General features: G+C 65.5%; 16 protein-coding genes. 8 read left to right on the top strand and 8 right to left on the bottom strand.

Annotation, left to right across the window (positions count from 1 at the left end):
- Nucleotides 1-179: 179 nt before the first annotated feature.
- Genes CXQ88_RS18105 through CXQ88_RS18095 form a run of 3 tightly spaced genes read right to left on the bottom strand, consistent with a single transcriptional unit; the run spans nt 180 to nt 2,918 of the window.
- Complete coding sequence (locus CXQ88_RS18105; protein ID WP_104045514.1) at nt 180-1,124, bottom strand: COX15/CtaA family protein; 945 nt, start codon at nt 1,122-1,124, stop codon at nt 180-182.
- 7 nt (nt 1,125-1,131) lie between these two features.
- Nucleotides 1,132-1,953, bottom strand: coding sequence for an ABC transporter permease (locus CXQ88_RS18100; RefSeq protein ID WP_258061989.1), 822 nt, complete (start codon nt 1,951-1,953; stop codon nt 1,132-1,134).
- Nucleotides 1,950-2,918 carry an ABC transporter ATP-binding protein gene (locus tag CXQ88_RS18095; RefSeq protein WP_104045513.1) on the bottom strand — a complete coding sequence of 323 codons (969 nt, stop codon included), beginning with the start codon at nt 2,916-2,918 and terminating at the stop codon, nt 1,950-1,952. Before CXQ88_RS18095 ends, CXQ88_RS18100 begins: the two co-directional genes overlap by 4 nt.
- A gap of 107 nt (nt 2,919-3,025) precedes the next feature.
- On the opposite strand from CXQ88_RS18095, the gene CXQ88_RS18090 reads away from it, so the two are divergent.
- From CXQ88_RS18090 to CXQ88_RS18065, 6 genes are all read left to right on the top strand, one after another.
- Entirely contained in the window at nt 3,026-3,868 is an 843-nt protein-coding gene (locus CXQ88_RS18090; RefSeq protein ID WP_258061988.1) for a helix-turn-helix transcriptional regulator, read from the top strand.
- On the top strand, nt 3,868-5,331 hold the full coding sequence (gene sufB, locus CXQ88_RS18085; RefSeq protein WP_104045512.1) for a Fe-S cluster assembly protein SufB: 1,464 nt from the start codon (nt 3,868-3,870) through the stop codon (nt 5,329-5,331). Before CXQ88_RS18090 ends, sufB begins: the two co-directional genes overlap by 1 nt.
- Nucleotides 5,332-5,333: 2 nt before the next feature.
- On the top strand, nt 5,334-6,617 hold the full coding sequence (gene sufD, locus CXQ88_RS18080) for a Fe-S cluster assembly protein SufD (protein WP_104045511.1): 1,284 nt from the start codon (nt 5,334-5,336) through the stop codon (nt 6,615-6,617).
- Between the two features lie 23 nt (nt 6,618-6,640).
- Complete coding sequence (locus CXQ88_RS18075; RefSeq protein WP_104045510.1) at nt 6,641-7,000, top strand: non-heme iron oxygenase ferredoxin subunit; 360 nt, start codon at nt 6,641-6,643, stop codon at nt 6,998-7,000.
- A gap of 80 nt (nt 7,001-7,080) precedes the next feature.
- Nucleotides 7,081-7,869, top strand: a complete 789-nt coding sequence (gene sufC, locus CXQ88_RS18070) for a Fe-S cluster assembly ATPase SufC (RefSeq protein WP_104045509.1) — start codon at nt 7,081-7,083, stop codon at nt 7,867-7,869.
- Nucleotides 7,870-7,883: 14 nt separating this feature from the next.
- Nucleotides 7,884-8,216: a metal-sulfur cluster assembly factor gene (locus tag CXQ88_RS18065; RefSeq protein ID WP_104045508.1), complete on the top strand. Its 333-nt coding sequence runs from the start codon at nt 7,884-7,886 to the stop codon at nt 8,214-8,216.
- A 145-nt stretch (nt 8,217-8,361) separates the two neighbouring features.
- Here the strand turns inward: CXQ88_RS18065 and ypfJ are convergent, their stop codons facing one another.
- Nucleotides 8,362-9,240, bottom strand: coding sequence for a KPN_02809 family neutral zinc metallopeptidase (gene ypfJ / locus CXQ88_RS18060; protein ID WP_104045507.1), 879 nt, complete (start codon nt 9,238-9,240; stop codon nt 8,362-8,364).
- Nucleotides 9,241-9,299: 59 nt separating this feature from the next.
- Here ypfJ and CXQ88_RS18055 point away from each other — a divergent pair, with 59 nt between their 5' ends.
- Together CXQ88_RS18055 and CXQ88_RS18050 are read left to right on the top strand one after the other, a co-directional pair.
- On the top strand, nt 9,300-10,706 hold the full coding sequence (locus tag CXQ88_RS18055) for a class I adenylate-forming enzyme family protein (RefSeq protein ID WP_104045506.1): 1,407 nt from the start codon (nt 9,300-9,302) through the stop codon (nt 10,704-10,706).
- On the top strand, nt 10,696-11,874 hold the full coding sequence (locus CXQ88_RS18050; RefSeq protein ID WP_258061987.1) for a thiolase family protein: 1,179 nt from the start codon (nt 10,696-10,698) through the stop codon (nt 11,872-11,874). The genes CXQ88_RS18055 and CXQ88_RS18050 overlap by 11 nt, the downstream gene beginning before the upstream one ends.
- 16 nt (nt 11,875-11,890) lie before the next feature.
- On the opposite strand, the gene CXQ88_RS18045 is transcribed toward CXQ88_RS18050, so the two are convergent.
- The 4 genes from CXQ88_RS18045 to CXQ88_RS22455 all read right to left on the bottom strand — a co-directional run bounded on the left by CXQ88_RS18045 (nt 11,891) and on the right by CXQ88_RS22455 (nt 14,539).
- Nucleotides 11,891-12,514, bottom strand: a complete 624-nt coding sequence (locus tag CXQ88_RS18045) for an energy-coupling factor transporter transmembrane component T family protein (protein ID WP_104045504.1) — start codon at nt 12,512-12,514, stop codon at nt 11,891-11,893.
- Nucleotides 12,511-13,242 carry an energy-coupling factor ABC transporter ATP-binding protein gene (locus tag CXQ88_RS18040; protein WP_104045503.1) on the bottom strand — a complete coding sequence of 244 codons (732 nt, stop codon included), beginning with the start codon at nt 13,240-13,242 and terminating at the stop codon, nt 12,511-12,513. Before CXQ88_RS18040 ends, CXQ88_RS18045 begins: the two co-directional genes overlap by 4 nt.
- 11 nt (nt 13,243-13,253) lie before the next feature.
- Nucleotides 13,254-13,898 carry a biotin transporter BioY gene (locus tag CXQ88_RS18035; protein ID WP_104045502.1) on the bottom strand — a complete coding sequence of 215 codons (645 nt, stop codon included), beginning with the start codon at nt 13,896-13,898 and terminating at the stop codon, nt 13,254-13,256.
- Between the two features lie 134 nt (nt 13,899-14,032).
- Nucleotides 14,033-14,539 carry a recombinase family protein gene (locus tag CXQ88_RS22455; RefSeq protein WP_441296485.1) on the bottom strand — a complete coding sequence of 169 codons (507 nt, stop codon included), beginning with the start codon at nt 14,537-14,539 and terminating at the stop codon, nt 14,033-14,035.
- Between the last annotated feature and the right edge of the window lie 120 nt (nt 14,540-14,659).

Genomic DNA, 14,659 nt, shown 5'->3' with positions numbered 1-14,659 from the left:
CCTGCTGGTGGGGGAGGGTTTCTAGTATCGCTTGCAGGATGTGAGAGAGCGTGCGGGGAATGATTGACGTGGGAGAGCGTTACTTGTGTCGCCGGCAGGATCCGAGAGAGGGCCGGAAAGGAAAGCGCCCCGGTCCGTAAGGAACCGGGGCGCTTGACGTTTGGGAATACAGCGGTGGACTATTCCACCGGGCTGGACCGGGCGATGTCCCACGCGTTGGTTGCCGCCACCATCAGCAGCGCTGCCCCGAGCATATGGGCCGCGACCAGCAGTGCCGGAATGCCGTTGTAGTACTGGGTGAAGCCGATGACGGCCTGAAGGAGCGTCACGCCGAGCAGTCCCAGGATGGCGCCGCGGAAGGACCCCTTGATACGGCGAAGGAACACCAGCACGAGTGCCACCACCGTGCCGGCCGTCACCAAGTAGGCCGGAACGGCGTGGATGTGGGAGAACAGGTCCCAGTCCAAGCCGTTGCGGGGGGCGTCGGCGTCGCCTGCATGGGGTCCGGCCCCGGTCACCACCACGCCCAGCATCACGGCAAGGGCGGAGAAGAGCGCGACGGCGGCCGTCACCGGACGCATAACGCCCGGCAAGGCAGGATGGGCCACTGTGCGGAACCGGCCAGTCCGGCCGAAGGCACGGTTCACCAGCAGCGTGGCAAACACCACCAGGGCCATGGATACCAGGAAGTGAAGGCCAACCACCCAGGGGTTGAGGTTGGTCAGGACGGTAATGCCGCCGATCACCGCCTGCGCCGGGATGCTGGCCAGAAGACCCAGTGCCAGCAGGAAAAGGTCCCTGCGCTCCTTGCGGAGGTTCCACAGGTAGACCAGCATCAGGGCTGCGACGGCGGCAAGAGCGAAAGTGAGGAGACGGTTGCCGAACTCGATAAAACCATGGATGCCCATTTCCGGGGTGTTTACCAGCGAGGTGTCCGTGCAGCGCGGCCAAGTGGGGCAGCCCAGGCCTGATGCGGTCAGCCGCACCGCACCGCCGGTGACGACCAGGAGGGTCTGGCCGATCAGGGAGGCAACCGCGAGGCGGCGAACCCGGACGTCCACGGTGCGGGGCAGCCGGGAGGACAGCCGGTTAACAAACTGGGGGAGGCGTGCAGCCGTGCTCACGGATATCTCAATTCCACTTGAACCAACGGATGGCTGCTGCCCCGGCAATGACGGTCCAAAGCAGCAGGATGAGGGCGGCGCCGCCATTCAGCGTGCCGGCAAGGAAAGCCTCGCGCAGGGATTCACCCAGAGCGCCGGAGGGCAGGAACTGCACCATCGATTGGGCGCCGGCCGGGAGCCGCTCCGCCGGGAGGACAATTCCACCCAGGGCGCCCAGCAGGATCCAGAGCAGGTTGGTGATGGCAAGGGTGGCTTCGGGCCGGACGGTGCCGGCCACCAGCAGGCCCAGGGCGGTAAAGGCGGCGGCGCCCAGTGCCAGGAGGAACAGGCCGGGAACCCAGGCGGCTGCCTGTGGTCGCCATCCCAAGGACAAGGCCACTGCGCTGACGACGGCTACCTGCAGGCAGAGTACGGCCAGGACTGACAGTGCTTTGCCGGCGATCAGTCCGCCCCGGCCCAGGGGAGTGGTGGAAAGGAAGCGGAGCACGCCATACCGCCGGTCGAAGCCGGTGGCGATGCCCTGGCCGGTGAACGCGGTGGACATGGCGCACAAGGCCAGGATTCCCGGTACGGCGACGTCGATGCGGCTGCCGCCCAGCCCATCCAGGAACGGCGTCACGGTCAGGCCAACAAGCGCCAGAAGCGGCAGCACCACTGCCAGAATCAGCTGCTCACCGTTCCGGAGCATGGCCAAGGCCTCGTACTTGCCCTGCAGCAGCACGCGGCGCAGCAGGGAGGCAGGCTGTTGCGTGCCCGAAACCCCACCCAAAGCTGTGACTGGGGCGTTGTCCTGGGTGGCCCCGGCCGCGCCGGACGCTGTCCCGTTCATCGGATGTCCTTTCCCGAGATATCCAGAAAGACGTCTTCAAGGCTACGCGCCTGCAGGCTCATCGAAGCCGGCATGATGCCATGTGCTTCCCACCAGCCCGCGAGTGCCGCGAGGTGGCCGGGCGTCAGGCTGCCTGTAACGCAGTAGCTGCCGGCGCGGGTCTCGGCTACAGCAATGCCGTCCGGCAGGACGCCGGCAAAATCCAATCCCGGAACCGCCTCGAACTCCAGCGTCCGGATGTGGTCGGCTCCGGTTTCCACCACCGGACTGCGCTGGAGCAGTTCCTGGACGGTTCCCTCGGCGACGTTCCGGCCGCCGTCGATGATGTAGACATAGTCCGCCAGCCGCTGGGCGTCGTCCATCAGGTGCGTGGTGAGGATGATGCCCATCCCGGCGTCGCGCAGTTCAGAAATCAGGTCGAACACCAGTTGACGGGACTGCGGGTCCAGGCCGGCGCTGGGCTCGTCCAGGAACAGGACTTCCGGCCTGCCGATCAAAGCGGCGGCAAGGGCCAGACGCTGCTTCTGCCCGCCGGACAGCCGCCGGACGGTGGTCCGGCTGAATGCTCCGATGCCCAGCCGCTCAATCAGGTCATCCACGGGCCAGGGCTGCGCATAAAGTCCGGCGACGTGGCGCAGCAAGGGGACAGGCCTGGACGACGGCGGCAGCCCGCCGTCCTGAAGCATCACACCTACGCGGGAGCGCAGTTCCGCCCCCGCAGTTGCGGGGTCCCGGCCCAGCAGCGAGATGTCGCCGCCGCTTCGCTTCTGAAGGCCCTGGGCACATTCAAGCGTGGTTGTTTTTCCCGCACCGTTGGCGCCCAGCAGGGCGGTGACCTGTCCGCGTTGGGCAACGAGGGAAACGCCGCTCACTACCCGGAGCATCTTTCCGTCCAGGCTTGCAAGCGGGCCTACATCCTTAACTAGCCCGCTGATGGACAGAACCGGGGATTGGGGGGATCGCACCCCAGTATTCTACGGGATGTAGTATTTCCGGATGTTCGTCGACGGGGCCTAGTCAGGTCAGCCTGTCCTTACTGGATCGCGGGACTAAATTACGACACTATTGTGTTGTGTATTCCATGACCAACGCTACTGCTGTGCCCTTCGCAGGGCACGGGGCCTCGCAGGCTCCCGATGACCGCGGCCGCCCGGCCGCCGGTCCGGTGGCTGACGCCGATGAGCGTACCCGGGACCGCGTCCTGTCGGCCGTCCTGGAACATGGGCCCGTCAGTGCCGCTGAACTTGGCGACCTGCTGGGGTTCACTCCGGCGGCGGTACGGCGGCACCTGGACCATTTGTCCCGTGCAGGCGTTATCGAAGTCAAGCGCGTGGCCAAGTCCGGGGCCGGGGCGGGCCGTCCCGCACGTCGCTACGTCCTCAGCTCCCAGGGCCAGTCGAGCCTCGGAAACGACTACCTGGGCATTGCCGCCCTGGCGCTCCAGGAGTTGCAGAAAGTCGCCGGTCCGGACGCGGTGCGGGCATTCGCCGTCGAACGATTCTCGGAGATGGAACGCCGGTATGCGCCGGAAATCGAGAAGGCGGGCCCGGACATCACCGACCGCGCCAAGGCCCTGGCAGACGCGCTGAGCCGAGACAACTTTGTGGCCTCCGCCGCTTCCATTGAGGCGAGACCTCCGCTCCCTGCGGCCCTGTCCAGCGTGCAGCTGTGCCAGGGCCACTGCCCCATCCAGCAGCTCGCCGCCCGGTTCCCCGTGTTTTGCGACGTGGAGACCGAAGTGTTCTCAAGGCTGGTGGGCGTCGACGTCCGGCGCCTCTCCACACTGGCCCGCGGCGGCCACGTCTGCACCACCCACATACCCACAGGCAGGCTGTCTGCCCAGGGGCCCGCAAGGCCCCCGGCAGCCCCCGCCGGCCTGAATGAAGTAACCAACCATCAGCAAGAAAGGCCGTGATGACGGACCAACTATCAGAGAAAGCGGTAGCCGAAAACACTGTGATCTCGGAGATTCTGGAAAAGAATCCCGAGCTGCACGGCATCGGCAACTACGAGTACGGCTGGGCCGACAAGAACGATGTCGGCGCCAACGCACGCCGTGGGCTCAACGAAGAGGTTGTCCGGGACATTTCGGCCAAGAAGAGCGAGCCGCAGTGGATGCTTGACCTGCGCCTCAAGGGCCTGAAGTACTTCGACCGGAAGCCCATGCCCACCTGGGGTGCGGACCTGTCCGGCATCGACTTCGACAACATCAAGTACTTTGTCCGCTCCACGGAGAAGCAGGCTGCCACCTGGGAAGACCTGCCCGAGGACATCAAGAACACTTACGACAAGCTGGGCATCCCCGAGGCCGAAAAGCAGCGCCTGGTTTCCGGTGTCGCGGCCCAGTACGAGTCCGAGGTCGTTTACCACCAGCTGCGTGAAGACCTTGAGAAGCAGGGCGTCATCTTCCTGGACACCGATACCGCACTGAAGGAACACCCGGAGATCTTCCAGGAGTACTTCGGTACCGTCATCCCGGTGGGCGACAACAAATTCGCCTCGCTGAACACCTCCGTGTGGTCCGGCGGCTCCTTCGTGTACGTCCCCAAGGGCGTCCACGTGGACATCCCGCTGCAGGCGTACTTCCGCATCAACACGGAAAACATGGGCCAGTTCGAGCGGACCCTGATCATCGCCGACGAGGACTCCTACGTCCACTACATCGAAGGCTGCACGGCTCCGATCTACACCTCGGACTCGCTTCACTCCGCCGTGGTGGAAATCATCGTCAAAAAGGGCGCCCGCGTCCGGTACACCACCATCCAGAACTGGTCCAACAACGTGTACAACCTGGTGACCAAGCGCGCCATCTGCGAAGAGGGCGCCACCATGGAATGGGTCGATGGCAACATCGGTTCCAAGGTCACCATGAAGTACCCGGCCGTCTACCTCGTGGGTGAGCACGCCAAGGGCGAGACCCTGTCCATCGCCTTTGCCGGCGAGGGCCAGCACCAGGACACCGGCTCCAAGATGGTACACATCGCGCCGAACACCAAGAGCTCCATCATCTCCAAGTCGGTGGCCCGTGGCGGCGGCCGCGCAGCCTACCGCGGCCTGGTCCAGGTCCGCGAAGGCGCCAAGCACTCCGCCAACACCGTCCGCTGTGACGCGCTCCTGGTTGACACCATCAGCCGCTCGGACACCTACCCGTACATTGACATCCGCGAGGACGACGTTGTGATGGGCCATGAGGCAACTGTTTCCCGGGTCAGCGAAGAGCAGCTCTTCTACCTGATGTCCCGCGGCATGCGCGAAGACGAAGCCATGGCGATGATCGTCCGCGGCTTCATCGAGCCCATTGCCCGCGAGCTCCCCATGGAGTACGCACTTGAGCTGAACCGCCTGATTGAACTGCAGATGGAAGGGTCCGTCGGATAACGATGACTGAAATCACTACTGAAAAGGCACGCATCGGCGCGCCCTCAGCCCAGCCGTTCATCGACGGCTTCACCGAAGAAGGCGAGAGCCTCTCGCCGATCAACGCTGGCTCCAAGGCACCTCTTGCCGGCGCCTCGGCCAAGAGCCACTCCCACGGCGGCGGCGTAGGCATCCCGGACAGCTCACGCGCAGGCCGCCTGACCTCCTACAAGCTTGCCGACTTCAAGCCGCTCACCGGCATGGAGGAAGACTGGCGCTTCACCCCGCTCAAGCGCCTCCGGGGGCTGCACTCAGAGGTCCTCTCCGGCGCGGCTCCCACCGTTGTTGTCAACGGACCGGAGCAGGTCACCGTGGAAAGCGTCACCCGGGACGACCAGCGCATCGGTACCGCCGGTATCCCGGAGGACCGCGTGTCCGCCAACGCCTGGGAGAACTTCGCCGGGGCCACCGTGGTGACCATCCCGTCGGAATTCGAAGCTCTGACGGAGATCTCCGTCGACATCGAAGGCACGTCCCTCGACGCCGCCGCCCAGCACCTCGTGATCGTGGCAGAGAAGTTCTCCAAGGCAGTTGTTGTCCTGAACCACAGGGGCTCCGCCGTCGTTTCCGAGAACGTCGAGATCATCGTGGAGGACGGCGCCAGCCTCACCATTATCTCGCTCCAGGAATGGAACGACGACGCCGTGCACGCCTCTTCCCAGCAGGCAAAGATCGGCCGCGACGCCAAGCTCAAGCACGTCATGGTGAGCCTCGGCGGCGACCTGGTCCGCGTCACGCCGTCGGCCCGCTTCACGGCCCCCGGCGGCGAGGCCGAGCTGTTTGGCCTGTACTTCGCTGACGCCGGCCAGCACCTGGAACAGCGCCTGTTCGTGGACCACGCGGTGCCAAACTGCAAGTCCAACGTCCTCTACAAGGGCGCGCTGCAGGGCCGCAATGCCCACGCAGTGTGGGTTGGTGATGTCCTGATCCGCAAGGAAGCAGAAGGCACCGACACTTACGAGGCCAACCGCAACCTGCTGCTGACCGACGGCGCCCGTGCCGATTCCGTGCCCAACCTCGAAATCGAGACCGGGCTGATCGAGGGTGCCGGCCACGCCAGCGCCACCGGCCGGATGGACGATGAGCACCTGTTCTACCTGATGGCGCGCGGCATCCCGGAGGATGTTGCCCGCCGCCTGGTGGTCCGCGGCTTCCTGAACGAGATCATCCAGCAGATCAAGGTTCCCTCCATCGAGGAGCGGCTGACCGACGCTGTTGAGCGCGAACTCGCGCTGACGGACAACTAGAAGGTACGGGGCACGGTTTACTGATGACTGACCAGCCAAAGGGCGAGCTTGTCTGCAAGGTGGATGAAATCCAGCTGAAGCAGGCGCTGCGGATCCTGATCGACGACTACCCTGTGGCGATCGTTAAGGACTCCATGGGGGAGATCCACGCAATCGGTGACACCTGCTCGCACGCGGACATTTCACTGTCCGAGGGCGACGTGGAGGGCTGCGCCATCGAATGCTGGGGCCACGGCTCCCAGTTCGACCTGCGCACCGGCGAACCGTTGCAGCTGCCAGCCTACGATCCCGTCCCGGTGTTCGCCGTTGAGATCCGGGGAGACGACGTCTATGTGGATTTCACCAGCATCCTCAACGGCGCCGAAGCCCCCAACTTCAGCTAGCACCACAGAATTACGAACCAACTTCCAGACAGAGAACCGCACCGCAGCCGCCAGGCACGGTGCAGAGGAGAACAAGACACATGTCTACTCTTGAGATCAAGGACCTGCACGTCAGCATTGAGACGGAGCAGGGCACCAAGGAAATCCTGAAGGGCGTCAGCCTGACCATCCGGACCGGCGAAACCCACGCCATCATGGGCCCCAACGGCTCCGGCAAGTCCACGCTGGCCTCCACCATCGCAGGCCACCCGCGTTACAACGTCACCAGCGGCTCCATCACCCTGGACGGCGAAAACGTCCTGGAAATGAGCGTCGACGAGCGAGCCCGTGCGGGCGTCTTCCTGGCCATGCAGTACCCGGTGGAGGTCCCCGGTGTCAGCATGACCAACTTCCTGCGCACCGCCAAGACCGCCATCGACGGCGAAGCTCCCAAGCTCCGCACCTGGACCAAGGACGTCAAGGCCGCCATGGAGCAGCTGCGCATCGACGCCGACTTCGCCCAGCGCAACGTCAACGAAGGCTTCTCCGGCGGCGAAAAGAAGCGCGTGGAAATCCTCCAGCTGGAACTCTTCAAGCCCAGGTTCGCCGTCCTGGACGAGACCGACTCCGGCCTGGACGTTGACGCACTGAAGGTTGTTTCCGAGGGCGTCAACCGCGCGCACGCCGACGGCAACATGGGTACTCTGCTCATCACGCACTACACCCGGATCCTGCGCTACATCAAGCCTGACTTCGTGCACGTGTTCGTGGACGGCCAGGTTGTTGAGGAAGGCGGCCCCGAGCTGGCCGACCGCCTGGAAGAAGAAGGCTACGACCGCTATGCCAAGGGTGCCGGCACTGCCGCTGCACCCGCCGCCGCACAGGCCTAGTAAAGGAACCCGCCATGACCGAAATCAACGTGTCCCGCACGAGCCTTGAGGACGTCGAAGAGGCGCTGAAGGATGTCATTGACCCCGAGCTCGGCGTCAACATTGTGGACCTCGGCCTGCTCTACGGCCTGAAGTACTCCGATGACGACGGCGCGCTGCTGATCGACATGACCCTGACCACCGCCGCCTGCCCGCTCACGGATGTCCTCGAGGAGCAGGTTGGCCAGGCTCTTGACGGCGTCGTTGACGACTGGCGGCTGAACTGGGTGTGGATGCCGCCGTGGGGTCCGGAGCGGATCACCGACGACGGCAAGGATCAGATGCGGGCCCTCGGCTTCAACATCTAAATCCCCACCGCTGCAGCGGAAACTCTTCAGTACGACGACGGCCGGTTACCTTCCGGGGAAGGTAACCGGCCGTCGTCGTCCGTCGGTTGCTCCGTAAGTGCCGTTACGACAATCCAAAAGGGCACTTACGGAACAGTCGATCTGCTTAAAGGCTGGGCGCCGAGAAGGTGTCGCACTGGTTGATGTCTCCGGTCTTGTAACCCTTGTAGAACCACCGCTGGCGCTGCTCACTGGAGCCGTGGGTCCATGCTTCGGGGGAGACCCGTCCGGTGGCTGCCTTCTGGATCCGGTCATCGCCCACGGCCGAGGCTGCGGACAGTGCGTCGTTCAGGTCCTGCTGGGTGAGTGCCTCCAGGAACGGTTCGCCTGCAGGCCCGGGCTGGGTTGATGCATGTTTGGCCCACAACCCGGCGTAGCAGTCGGCCTGAAGTTCAACGCGCACGGCTCCGGATTCGGGGCCGTGCGGATCCTGCTGTGCCTGGTCAAGGTTCCCCAGCACGTTCTGGATATGATGCCCGAACTCGTGCGCCACCACGTACTCCTGCGCCAGGGGACCGCCCGAGGAACCGAAACGGTTCACGAGTTCCTGGAAGAAGCCGGGATCGAAGTAGGCGGTGGTGTCGGCGGGGCAGTAGAACGGGCCAACAGCGCTGGAAGCCGCGCCGCAGCCGGTATTGACGCCCTGCTCGAAGATCACTGTCCTGGGCCGCGGGTACTGCACGTCGTACTGCTGCAGGTAGGCGGGCCAGAACGCGTTCAGGCTGTTTACGGTGCCGGTGATGCGGCAGTCCACGCGGGCGTCCGCATCCGCCCCGGTCTCGCAGGCTGGCGCGGTCCCTTGGCTTTGGGGCTCCTGCCCGGCGCCTGCCAGGCCCTCCAGAAGCTGTGGGTTTACACCCAGGAGCGCGGCGATAAGCAGGATGAGCCCGCCGCCGATGCCGCCGCCTACCTTCACTCCGCGGCCCATGCCGCGCCGGTCCTGGACCTGCGAAGGATCCAGCTGCACATTGTCGTTAAAACTCATAAAGTCACAATACCCACGGACCCGGAACTCAACCCCCGCCCGCCGGTAAAGTTGATCCGATGCCTTTCCTCAACAGAATCCAGCGCTGGGCCGAAGAACGGCCGCACGACACCGCCGTCGTGGTTGCCGGTCACCGCCTCACCTGGGCGGAACTCCGCGATTCAGCTGCCGCCATGGTCCCCGAGACCAAAGCGGTGACTGCCCTGTCTGAGGCCAACTCGGTAAATTTCGCTGTGAAGTTCGCGGCCGCCGTGGCCGGCGGACGCCAATGCGCCGTCCTCGATCCCACCTGGCCTGCCTCGTTGCAGGAGGACATCGTGCGCCGCGCCGACTCATTCGCGCAGCCCGCGGCGGTGTCCCCGGACGATGACCTTGCCGACGGCGCGCCGGAGTCCACCTTCCTCATCGGCCTCACGTCCGGCACCACCTCGGTGCCAAAGGCCTTTACGCGGTCCCGGCGGTCCTGGCAGGAATCCTTCGACGCCTCCATCGAGTTCTTCGGGCTCAGCGCGGGCGATGTGACGCTGGCGCCGGGTCCGCTGGCCGCGAGCCTGAACCTCTACGCGCTGGCCGAGTGCCTCTACGCCGGCTCGGAATTCCAGACCCTCGAAACGTTCGACGTCGGCGACGTCCACGCGGCCATCACGCACGACCGCGTCACCCGCCTGGTGCTGGTGCCCACCATGCTGAGGATGCTCAGCGAGCGCGGGATGACGGGATGCGTGGACGCCTCCGGGGTGCGCACCATCATCTGCGCCGGCTCCAAGCTCGACGCCCGGACCCTCGAAGCGGCACGACGCTGGGCCCCGAACGCCACCATCTTTGAGTACTACGGTGCCTCGGAGCTGAGCTTTGTCTCCGGGGCAGGCCTTCCTGCCGGGGAAGCCGCGGCGGTGGGCGGGACCGGCATCGGGCGTCCCTTTCCCGGCGTCGACGTGAGGATCCTGGACGATGCCGGGACGCGGCTTCCGGACGGGGCGGCCGGCAACATCTGCGTGCGCAGCGCGATGGTCAGCAACGGCTACCTTTGGGGCGATGACGGCCAGGCGTTGAGGTCTTTTGACGGCTGGTTTACCGTGGGGGACCAGGGCTACGTCGAGGCGGGGGAGCTGCACATCCTGGGGCGCCGTGCAGACATGATCCTCACTGCCGGCAAGAACGTCTATCCGCACGAGGTGGAACTGGCACTGGCTGCCGTGCCCGGCGTCGCCGCTGCCGTCGCCGCCGGGATGCCGGACGACCTTCGGGGCCAGCGGGTGGTGGCAGGCATCGTGCCGTCCGCCGGTGCTGTTACTGCAACCCAGCTGAAGGCGGGATTGGAGAACATCCTGGCCCGGGACAAGTGGCCGCTTCAGTACTATGCGGTCACCGAACTTCCCACCACGGACCGCGGCAAGGTCAGCCGGAACCTGCTGCTGGACTGGATCAGCTCGGGAGACCACAGGGTCCGGAACCTTGGCGCCTGAGCTCCTTCCGCCGGACCGCCAGCCCGTCATCGTCGCGGCCCGACGCACTCCTGTATGCCGCAGCAACGGCGCTTTGCGGAAACTCCGGGCCCACGAGCTTCTGGCGCCGGTGCTGCGGGAGCTCGTGGCGGGCCCGGGGATGCAGCCTGGCGCTGTCACCGATGTGGTGATTGGCAATGCCGTGGGTGGGGGCGGAAACGTGGCTCGGCTTGCACTGTTGCAGGCGGGCCTGCCGGTCAATGTGCCCGGCCTTACCGTTGACCGGCAGTGCGGCTCTGGACTGGATGCGATCGTGCTCACCGCCGGGCTGGTGGCGGCCGGTGGCAATCCGCTGTATCTGGCCGGAGGAGTGGAAAGCACCAGTACCGCGCCCTTGCGTGCGCACCGGAACGACGAAGGCGGGCCGGAGTTCTACGCCCGGGCACAGTTTGTGCCGGACAGCTTCGGCGACCCGGACATGGGTGTGGCGGCGGAAAACGTGGCGCGAAAGTTTGGCGTCAGCAGGGAACGGCAGGACGCGTTCGCCCTGCGCAGCCACCGCTTGGCCCTTGCCGCCGCAGAAGCCGGGAATTTCGACGGCGAACTGGTCCCGCTGGATACCAGCGCCGGAACTGTTGCTGCGGACGACGGGCCGCGGCGCGGGCTGACTGCCGCGGTGACTGCACGGTTCGCGCCCGCCTTCGTGGACGGGGGAACTGTCACCGCGGGAAACTCCTGCTTCGACGCGGACGCCGCCTCCGCCGTCGTCATCACTTCCCTGCAGCGGGCGCGGGACCTGGGCGTGCCGGACGGTTTGCTGGTGCTTGGTACGGGGACGGCCGGGGTGGACCCTGAACTGCTTGGCGTGGGTGCCGCCGCCGCAGCGCGCAATGTGCTGGGCGCCGCGGGCGTGGCGGCGGATGAGCTGGGCCTGGTGGAATTCAATGAGGCGTTCGCGTCCCAGACCCTTGCCTGCCTTGATGAGTTGGGCATCAACGCGCAGCGGGTGAATCTCGACGGCGGGGCGCTGGCTTTGGGGCACGCGTACGGCGCGTCGGGTGCTGTCCTGGTGACCCGCCTGCTGGCACAGGCGCGCCGAACCGGGACGCCGGGGAGCCGGGCGCTGGCCATGATCAGCATCGCCGGCGGCATGGGAACCGCCGCCTTGCTGCAGTACGAGCGGTTGTAGCTCGCCTCTTGGGCTCTTAGTCCTCGGCCTCGCCCAGGCCGCGGGCGGCGAGCGCCTCGCCAGTCTGCCGGGCGAAGGCCACGGAGGTAATGAACACCGGCAGGATCAGGGCGCGCGGATTTCGCTCCAGCCCTCTGGCCCGGGCTGAATCCCGGACGTCGGCGAACGTGCCGGCAATGTAGGGGATGCTCCGAAGCATGATGCCGATGGTGAGGGCGAACCGCTCGGGATCCGCACCGAACCTTTTGAAGGGGCCCACCGCTTTGACCACTCCGTCCAGGAGCACCTGCACCGGGGTGGTGGCGGTCAGCAGCGACGCCGCCACCACGCACACGAGGATGTTCAGGACAATACGGGCTGCAGTGGGTGCCCCCAGCTGCCACCACTGGAAGAGTCCGATCACCAGCAGGACGGCGGCGAGCGGCCGGACGGCGACCCAAAGCCGTTTCAGGCCGGCGCCCGCCAGCAGGAAGAGGCCGACGAGGCCTGCGAGTACCGCGCCGGAGATACGCCAGTCCTGGATGATGAACGACGCCAGACCGCAGCCGAACACCAGGAGGAACTTCAGTGCCAACGGTGACCCGTGAATAAGGGAGTTCCCCGGCACGTAGTTGGCTAGGAGGAAGCCGTGGCCCCTCATATGCTGCCCGGTCCCTGGGTCTGCAGGCCGTCCATGCACAGGGAACGGTACGCTGCAACAGCCTCCTCCGGGCCGCCGTCGAACGCTACCTTTCCGCTTTCGATGACCAGCACCCGGTCCATCTCCCGGGCGAGGTCAAGGTCGTGGGTGGACATGATGATCTGCTGTTCCAGTCCGGACAGCGTTCTGCGAAGGAGTTCGCGGTTGCGGAGATCCAGCAGGGTGGACGGCTCATCCAGCACCAGCACGGCGGGGTCCACGGCGAGCACGGCGGCGAGCGCCACAAGCTGCCGTTCGCCGCCTGACAGTTCGTAGATGCTCTGGTCCGCGAGGCGCAGAAGCCCCAGCCGCTCCAAAGCGGTCTCGGCCGCATGTCGCCGTTCCGTGCCATTTTTGATGGAGCGGCGCAGTGACAGTTCCACGTCCTCCCGTCCCGTGGGCATCACCAACTGGGACAGGGGATCGGTGAAGACAAAGCCGACGTTTCTGCGGACTTTCCGGACGGCACGGACTGTATTGTCACCGTTGACCGAGACAGTGCCGGCCGTGGGCTGCACGAGGCCGTTGACCAGGCGCAGCAGCGTGGACTTCCCCGAGCCATTTGCACCGATAACGCCAACGCGACGTTCCTTCAGCTCAAGGTTGACTGCGTCGAGAAGGACCTTCGGCTCCGGGCTGTGGTCAGTTTCTACTGCGACTGTTACCTGGTCAAAGGTGACTACTGGCATGGGTGGACGCCTTAGGCCTTCGTGAGCTGGGGGACGCTCCGCCGCACGCGGCGAACCAGGATGTCCGGGAAGGCGCGGTGGAGGGCGACGGCGATAACCGCTGCGAGGATGTTCTTAACCACGTCTCCCGGGTAGAAGACGACGTCGCCCAAGAAGGCCTGTTCGAGGGTGGCCTTGGTGTTCAGGACGATGCCGGCGATGCCGAGTGAGTGCACGAACACAACGCTGGTGATGGTGGCCGACAGGAACAGCCACAGGGCACGGGTTTTGGTGGTCCGGCGGATCACCACGGTGGCCAGCCAACCGACCACCAGGGCGGCGATGGGGAAGGCGATGATGTAGCCGGCGGATGGACCCGCGAGGATGCCCAGGCCGCTGCGGCCCTGGCTGAAGATCGGCAGGCCGGCGAGGCCAAGGAGGACGTAGAGTCCGACGGCGGCGAAGCCACGTCCCGGGCCAAGGACCAGCCCGGTGAGCATCACCGCGAGTGTCTGGAAGGTAATGGGGACGCCGAAGCCGTTGACGGCCAGTCCGGGCACCAGGGCGGCGCCGGCGACGAGGGCAGCGAAGACGGCGATCAGCCCAAGGTCGGTGGCGTTCCAGCGGCGGCGCCGGCTGGTGGCGGAGTTTTTGACGGCAGTGTCGGTGTTGCTCATGGTGGTCCTGTCCGGGTTGTACAAGCGGAATCTAATGTACTGCCGACGTTACTGGGGGAGGTCTGCGCGTATTTTGTAGGGGCCCTACTAAAGGCGACACCGGCCGCTGAGGGGTGGGCACAAGTTTGCCTGCACTATTGGCCCTGCCCGGGCTTCTTAGCCTCTGCGGCGGCTTCGCTGAAGCCGGCGCGGTCCAGTGTGCGGTAGACAATTGACCTCCCAGCCGGGAACAAATCCGCCAGCTCTGACATAGTGTGTTCGCCGGCGCCGTGCAGCTGGACCAGGAGCGCTTCCTGCTTGGGCGACGCCTTAGGCTTCTTACCCCGAAGCCGGCCTTTCGCCCTTGGGATCTTCCTTCCTTCCTTCCTTCGTTCGGAGCCTGATGAGGTCACCTTCGAGTTCGGCAACCGTGGCGTTGAATAGGAGCTTGCCCATTGGGTCGGTGGGAGATCGTAAACGGAGCCGCTGATACTGAGTTTTGATTCCCTGGCCGCCAAATCATCGGCGCTTTGGGAGACGTCACGAACTGACCGGGCGAGGCGGTCCAGTTTGGTGAAGATGAACGTGGCCCTGGCTCGGGATTCGTCCCGGGCGTCACGGAGACGCGGTTGGTGTTGGTTCCGGCCCTCCGATGAGCGCAATCAGCAACCACATAACTGCCATAAAAGTCACGAAGAGGGCAGTGTTGCGCCCAAAGTGACTATGGAAGGCGAGTGCTCCCGGTTATGGTTCCCGGTTTTTTAACGCGAAATGCGCGAAGG

The sequence above is a fragment of the Arthrobacter sp. ZGTC412 genome (assembly GCF_002929215.1).
In the GTDB taxonomy this organism is placed as follows: Bacteria; Actinomycetota; Actinomycetes; order Actinomycetales; family Micrococcaceae; genus Arthrobacter.
Note: the sequence above shows the minus strand (reverse complement) of the source record. Positions and strands in the feature narration are given on the sequence as shown.

Bases quoted from the DNA above. Each gene is read 5' to 3' on its own strand.
- CXQ88_RS18100 (WP_258061989.1), bottom strand. From the start codon at position 1,953: ATGAACGGGACAGCGTCCGGCGCGGCCGGGGCCACCCAGGACAACGCC.
- sufB (WP_104045512.1), top strand. From the start codon at position 3,868: ATGACGGACCAACTATCAGAGAAAGCGGTAGCCGAAAACACTGTGATC.
- sufD (WP_104045511.1), top strand. From the start codon at position 5,334: ATGACTGAAATCACTACTGAAAAGGCACGCATCGGCGCGCCCTCAGCC.
- CXQ88_RS18075 (WP_104045510.1), top strand. From the start codon at position 6,641: ATGACTGACCAGCCAAAGGGCGAGCTTGTCTGCAAGGTGGATGAAATC.
- sufC (WP_104045509.1), top strand. From the start codon at position 7,081: ATGTCTACTCTTGAGATCAAGGACCTGCACGTCAGCATTGAGACGGAG.
- CXQ88_RS18065 (WP_104045508.1), top strand. From the start codon at position 7,884: ATGACCGAAATCAACGTGTCCCGCACGAGCCTTGAGGACGTCGAAGAG.
- ypfJ (WP_104045507.1), bottom strand. From the start codon at position 9,240: ATGAGTTTTAACGACAATGTGCAGCTGGATCCTTCGCAGGTCCAGGAC.
- CXQ88_RS18055 (WP_104045506.1), top strand. From the start codon at position 9,300: ATGCCTTTCCTCAACAGAATCCAGCGCTGGGCCGAAGAACGGCCGCAC.
- CXQ88_RS18045 (WP_104045504.1), bottom strand. From the start codon at position 12,514: ATGAGGGGCCACGGCTTCCTCCTAGCCAACTACGTGCCGGGGAACTCC.
- CXQ88_RS18040 (WP_104045503.1), bottom strand. From the start codon at position 13,242: ATGCCAGTAGTCACCTTTGACCAGGTAACAGTCGCAGTAGAAACTGAC.
- CXQ88_RS18035 (WP_104045502.1), bottom strand. From the start codon at position 13,898: ATGAGCAACACCGACACTGCCGTCAAAAACTCCGCCACCAGCCGGCGC.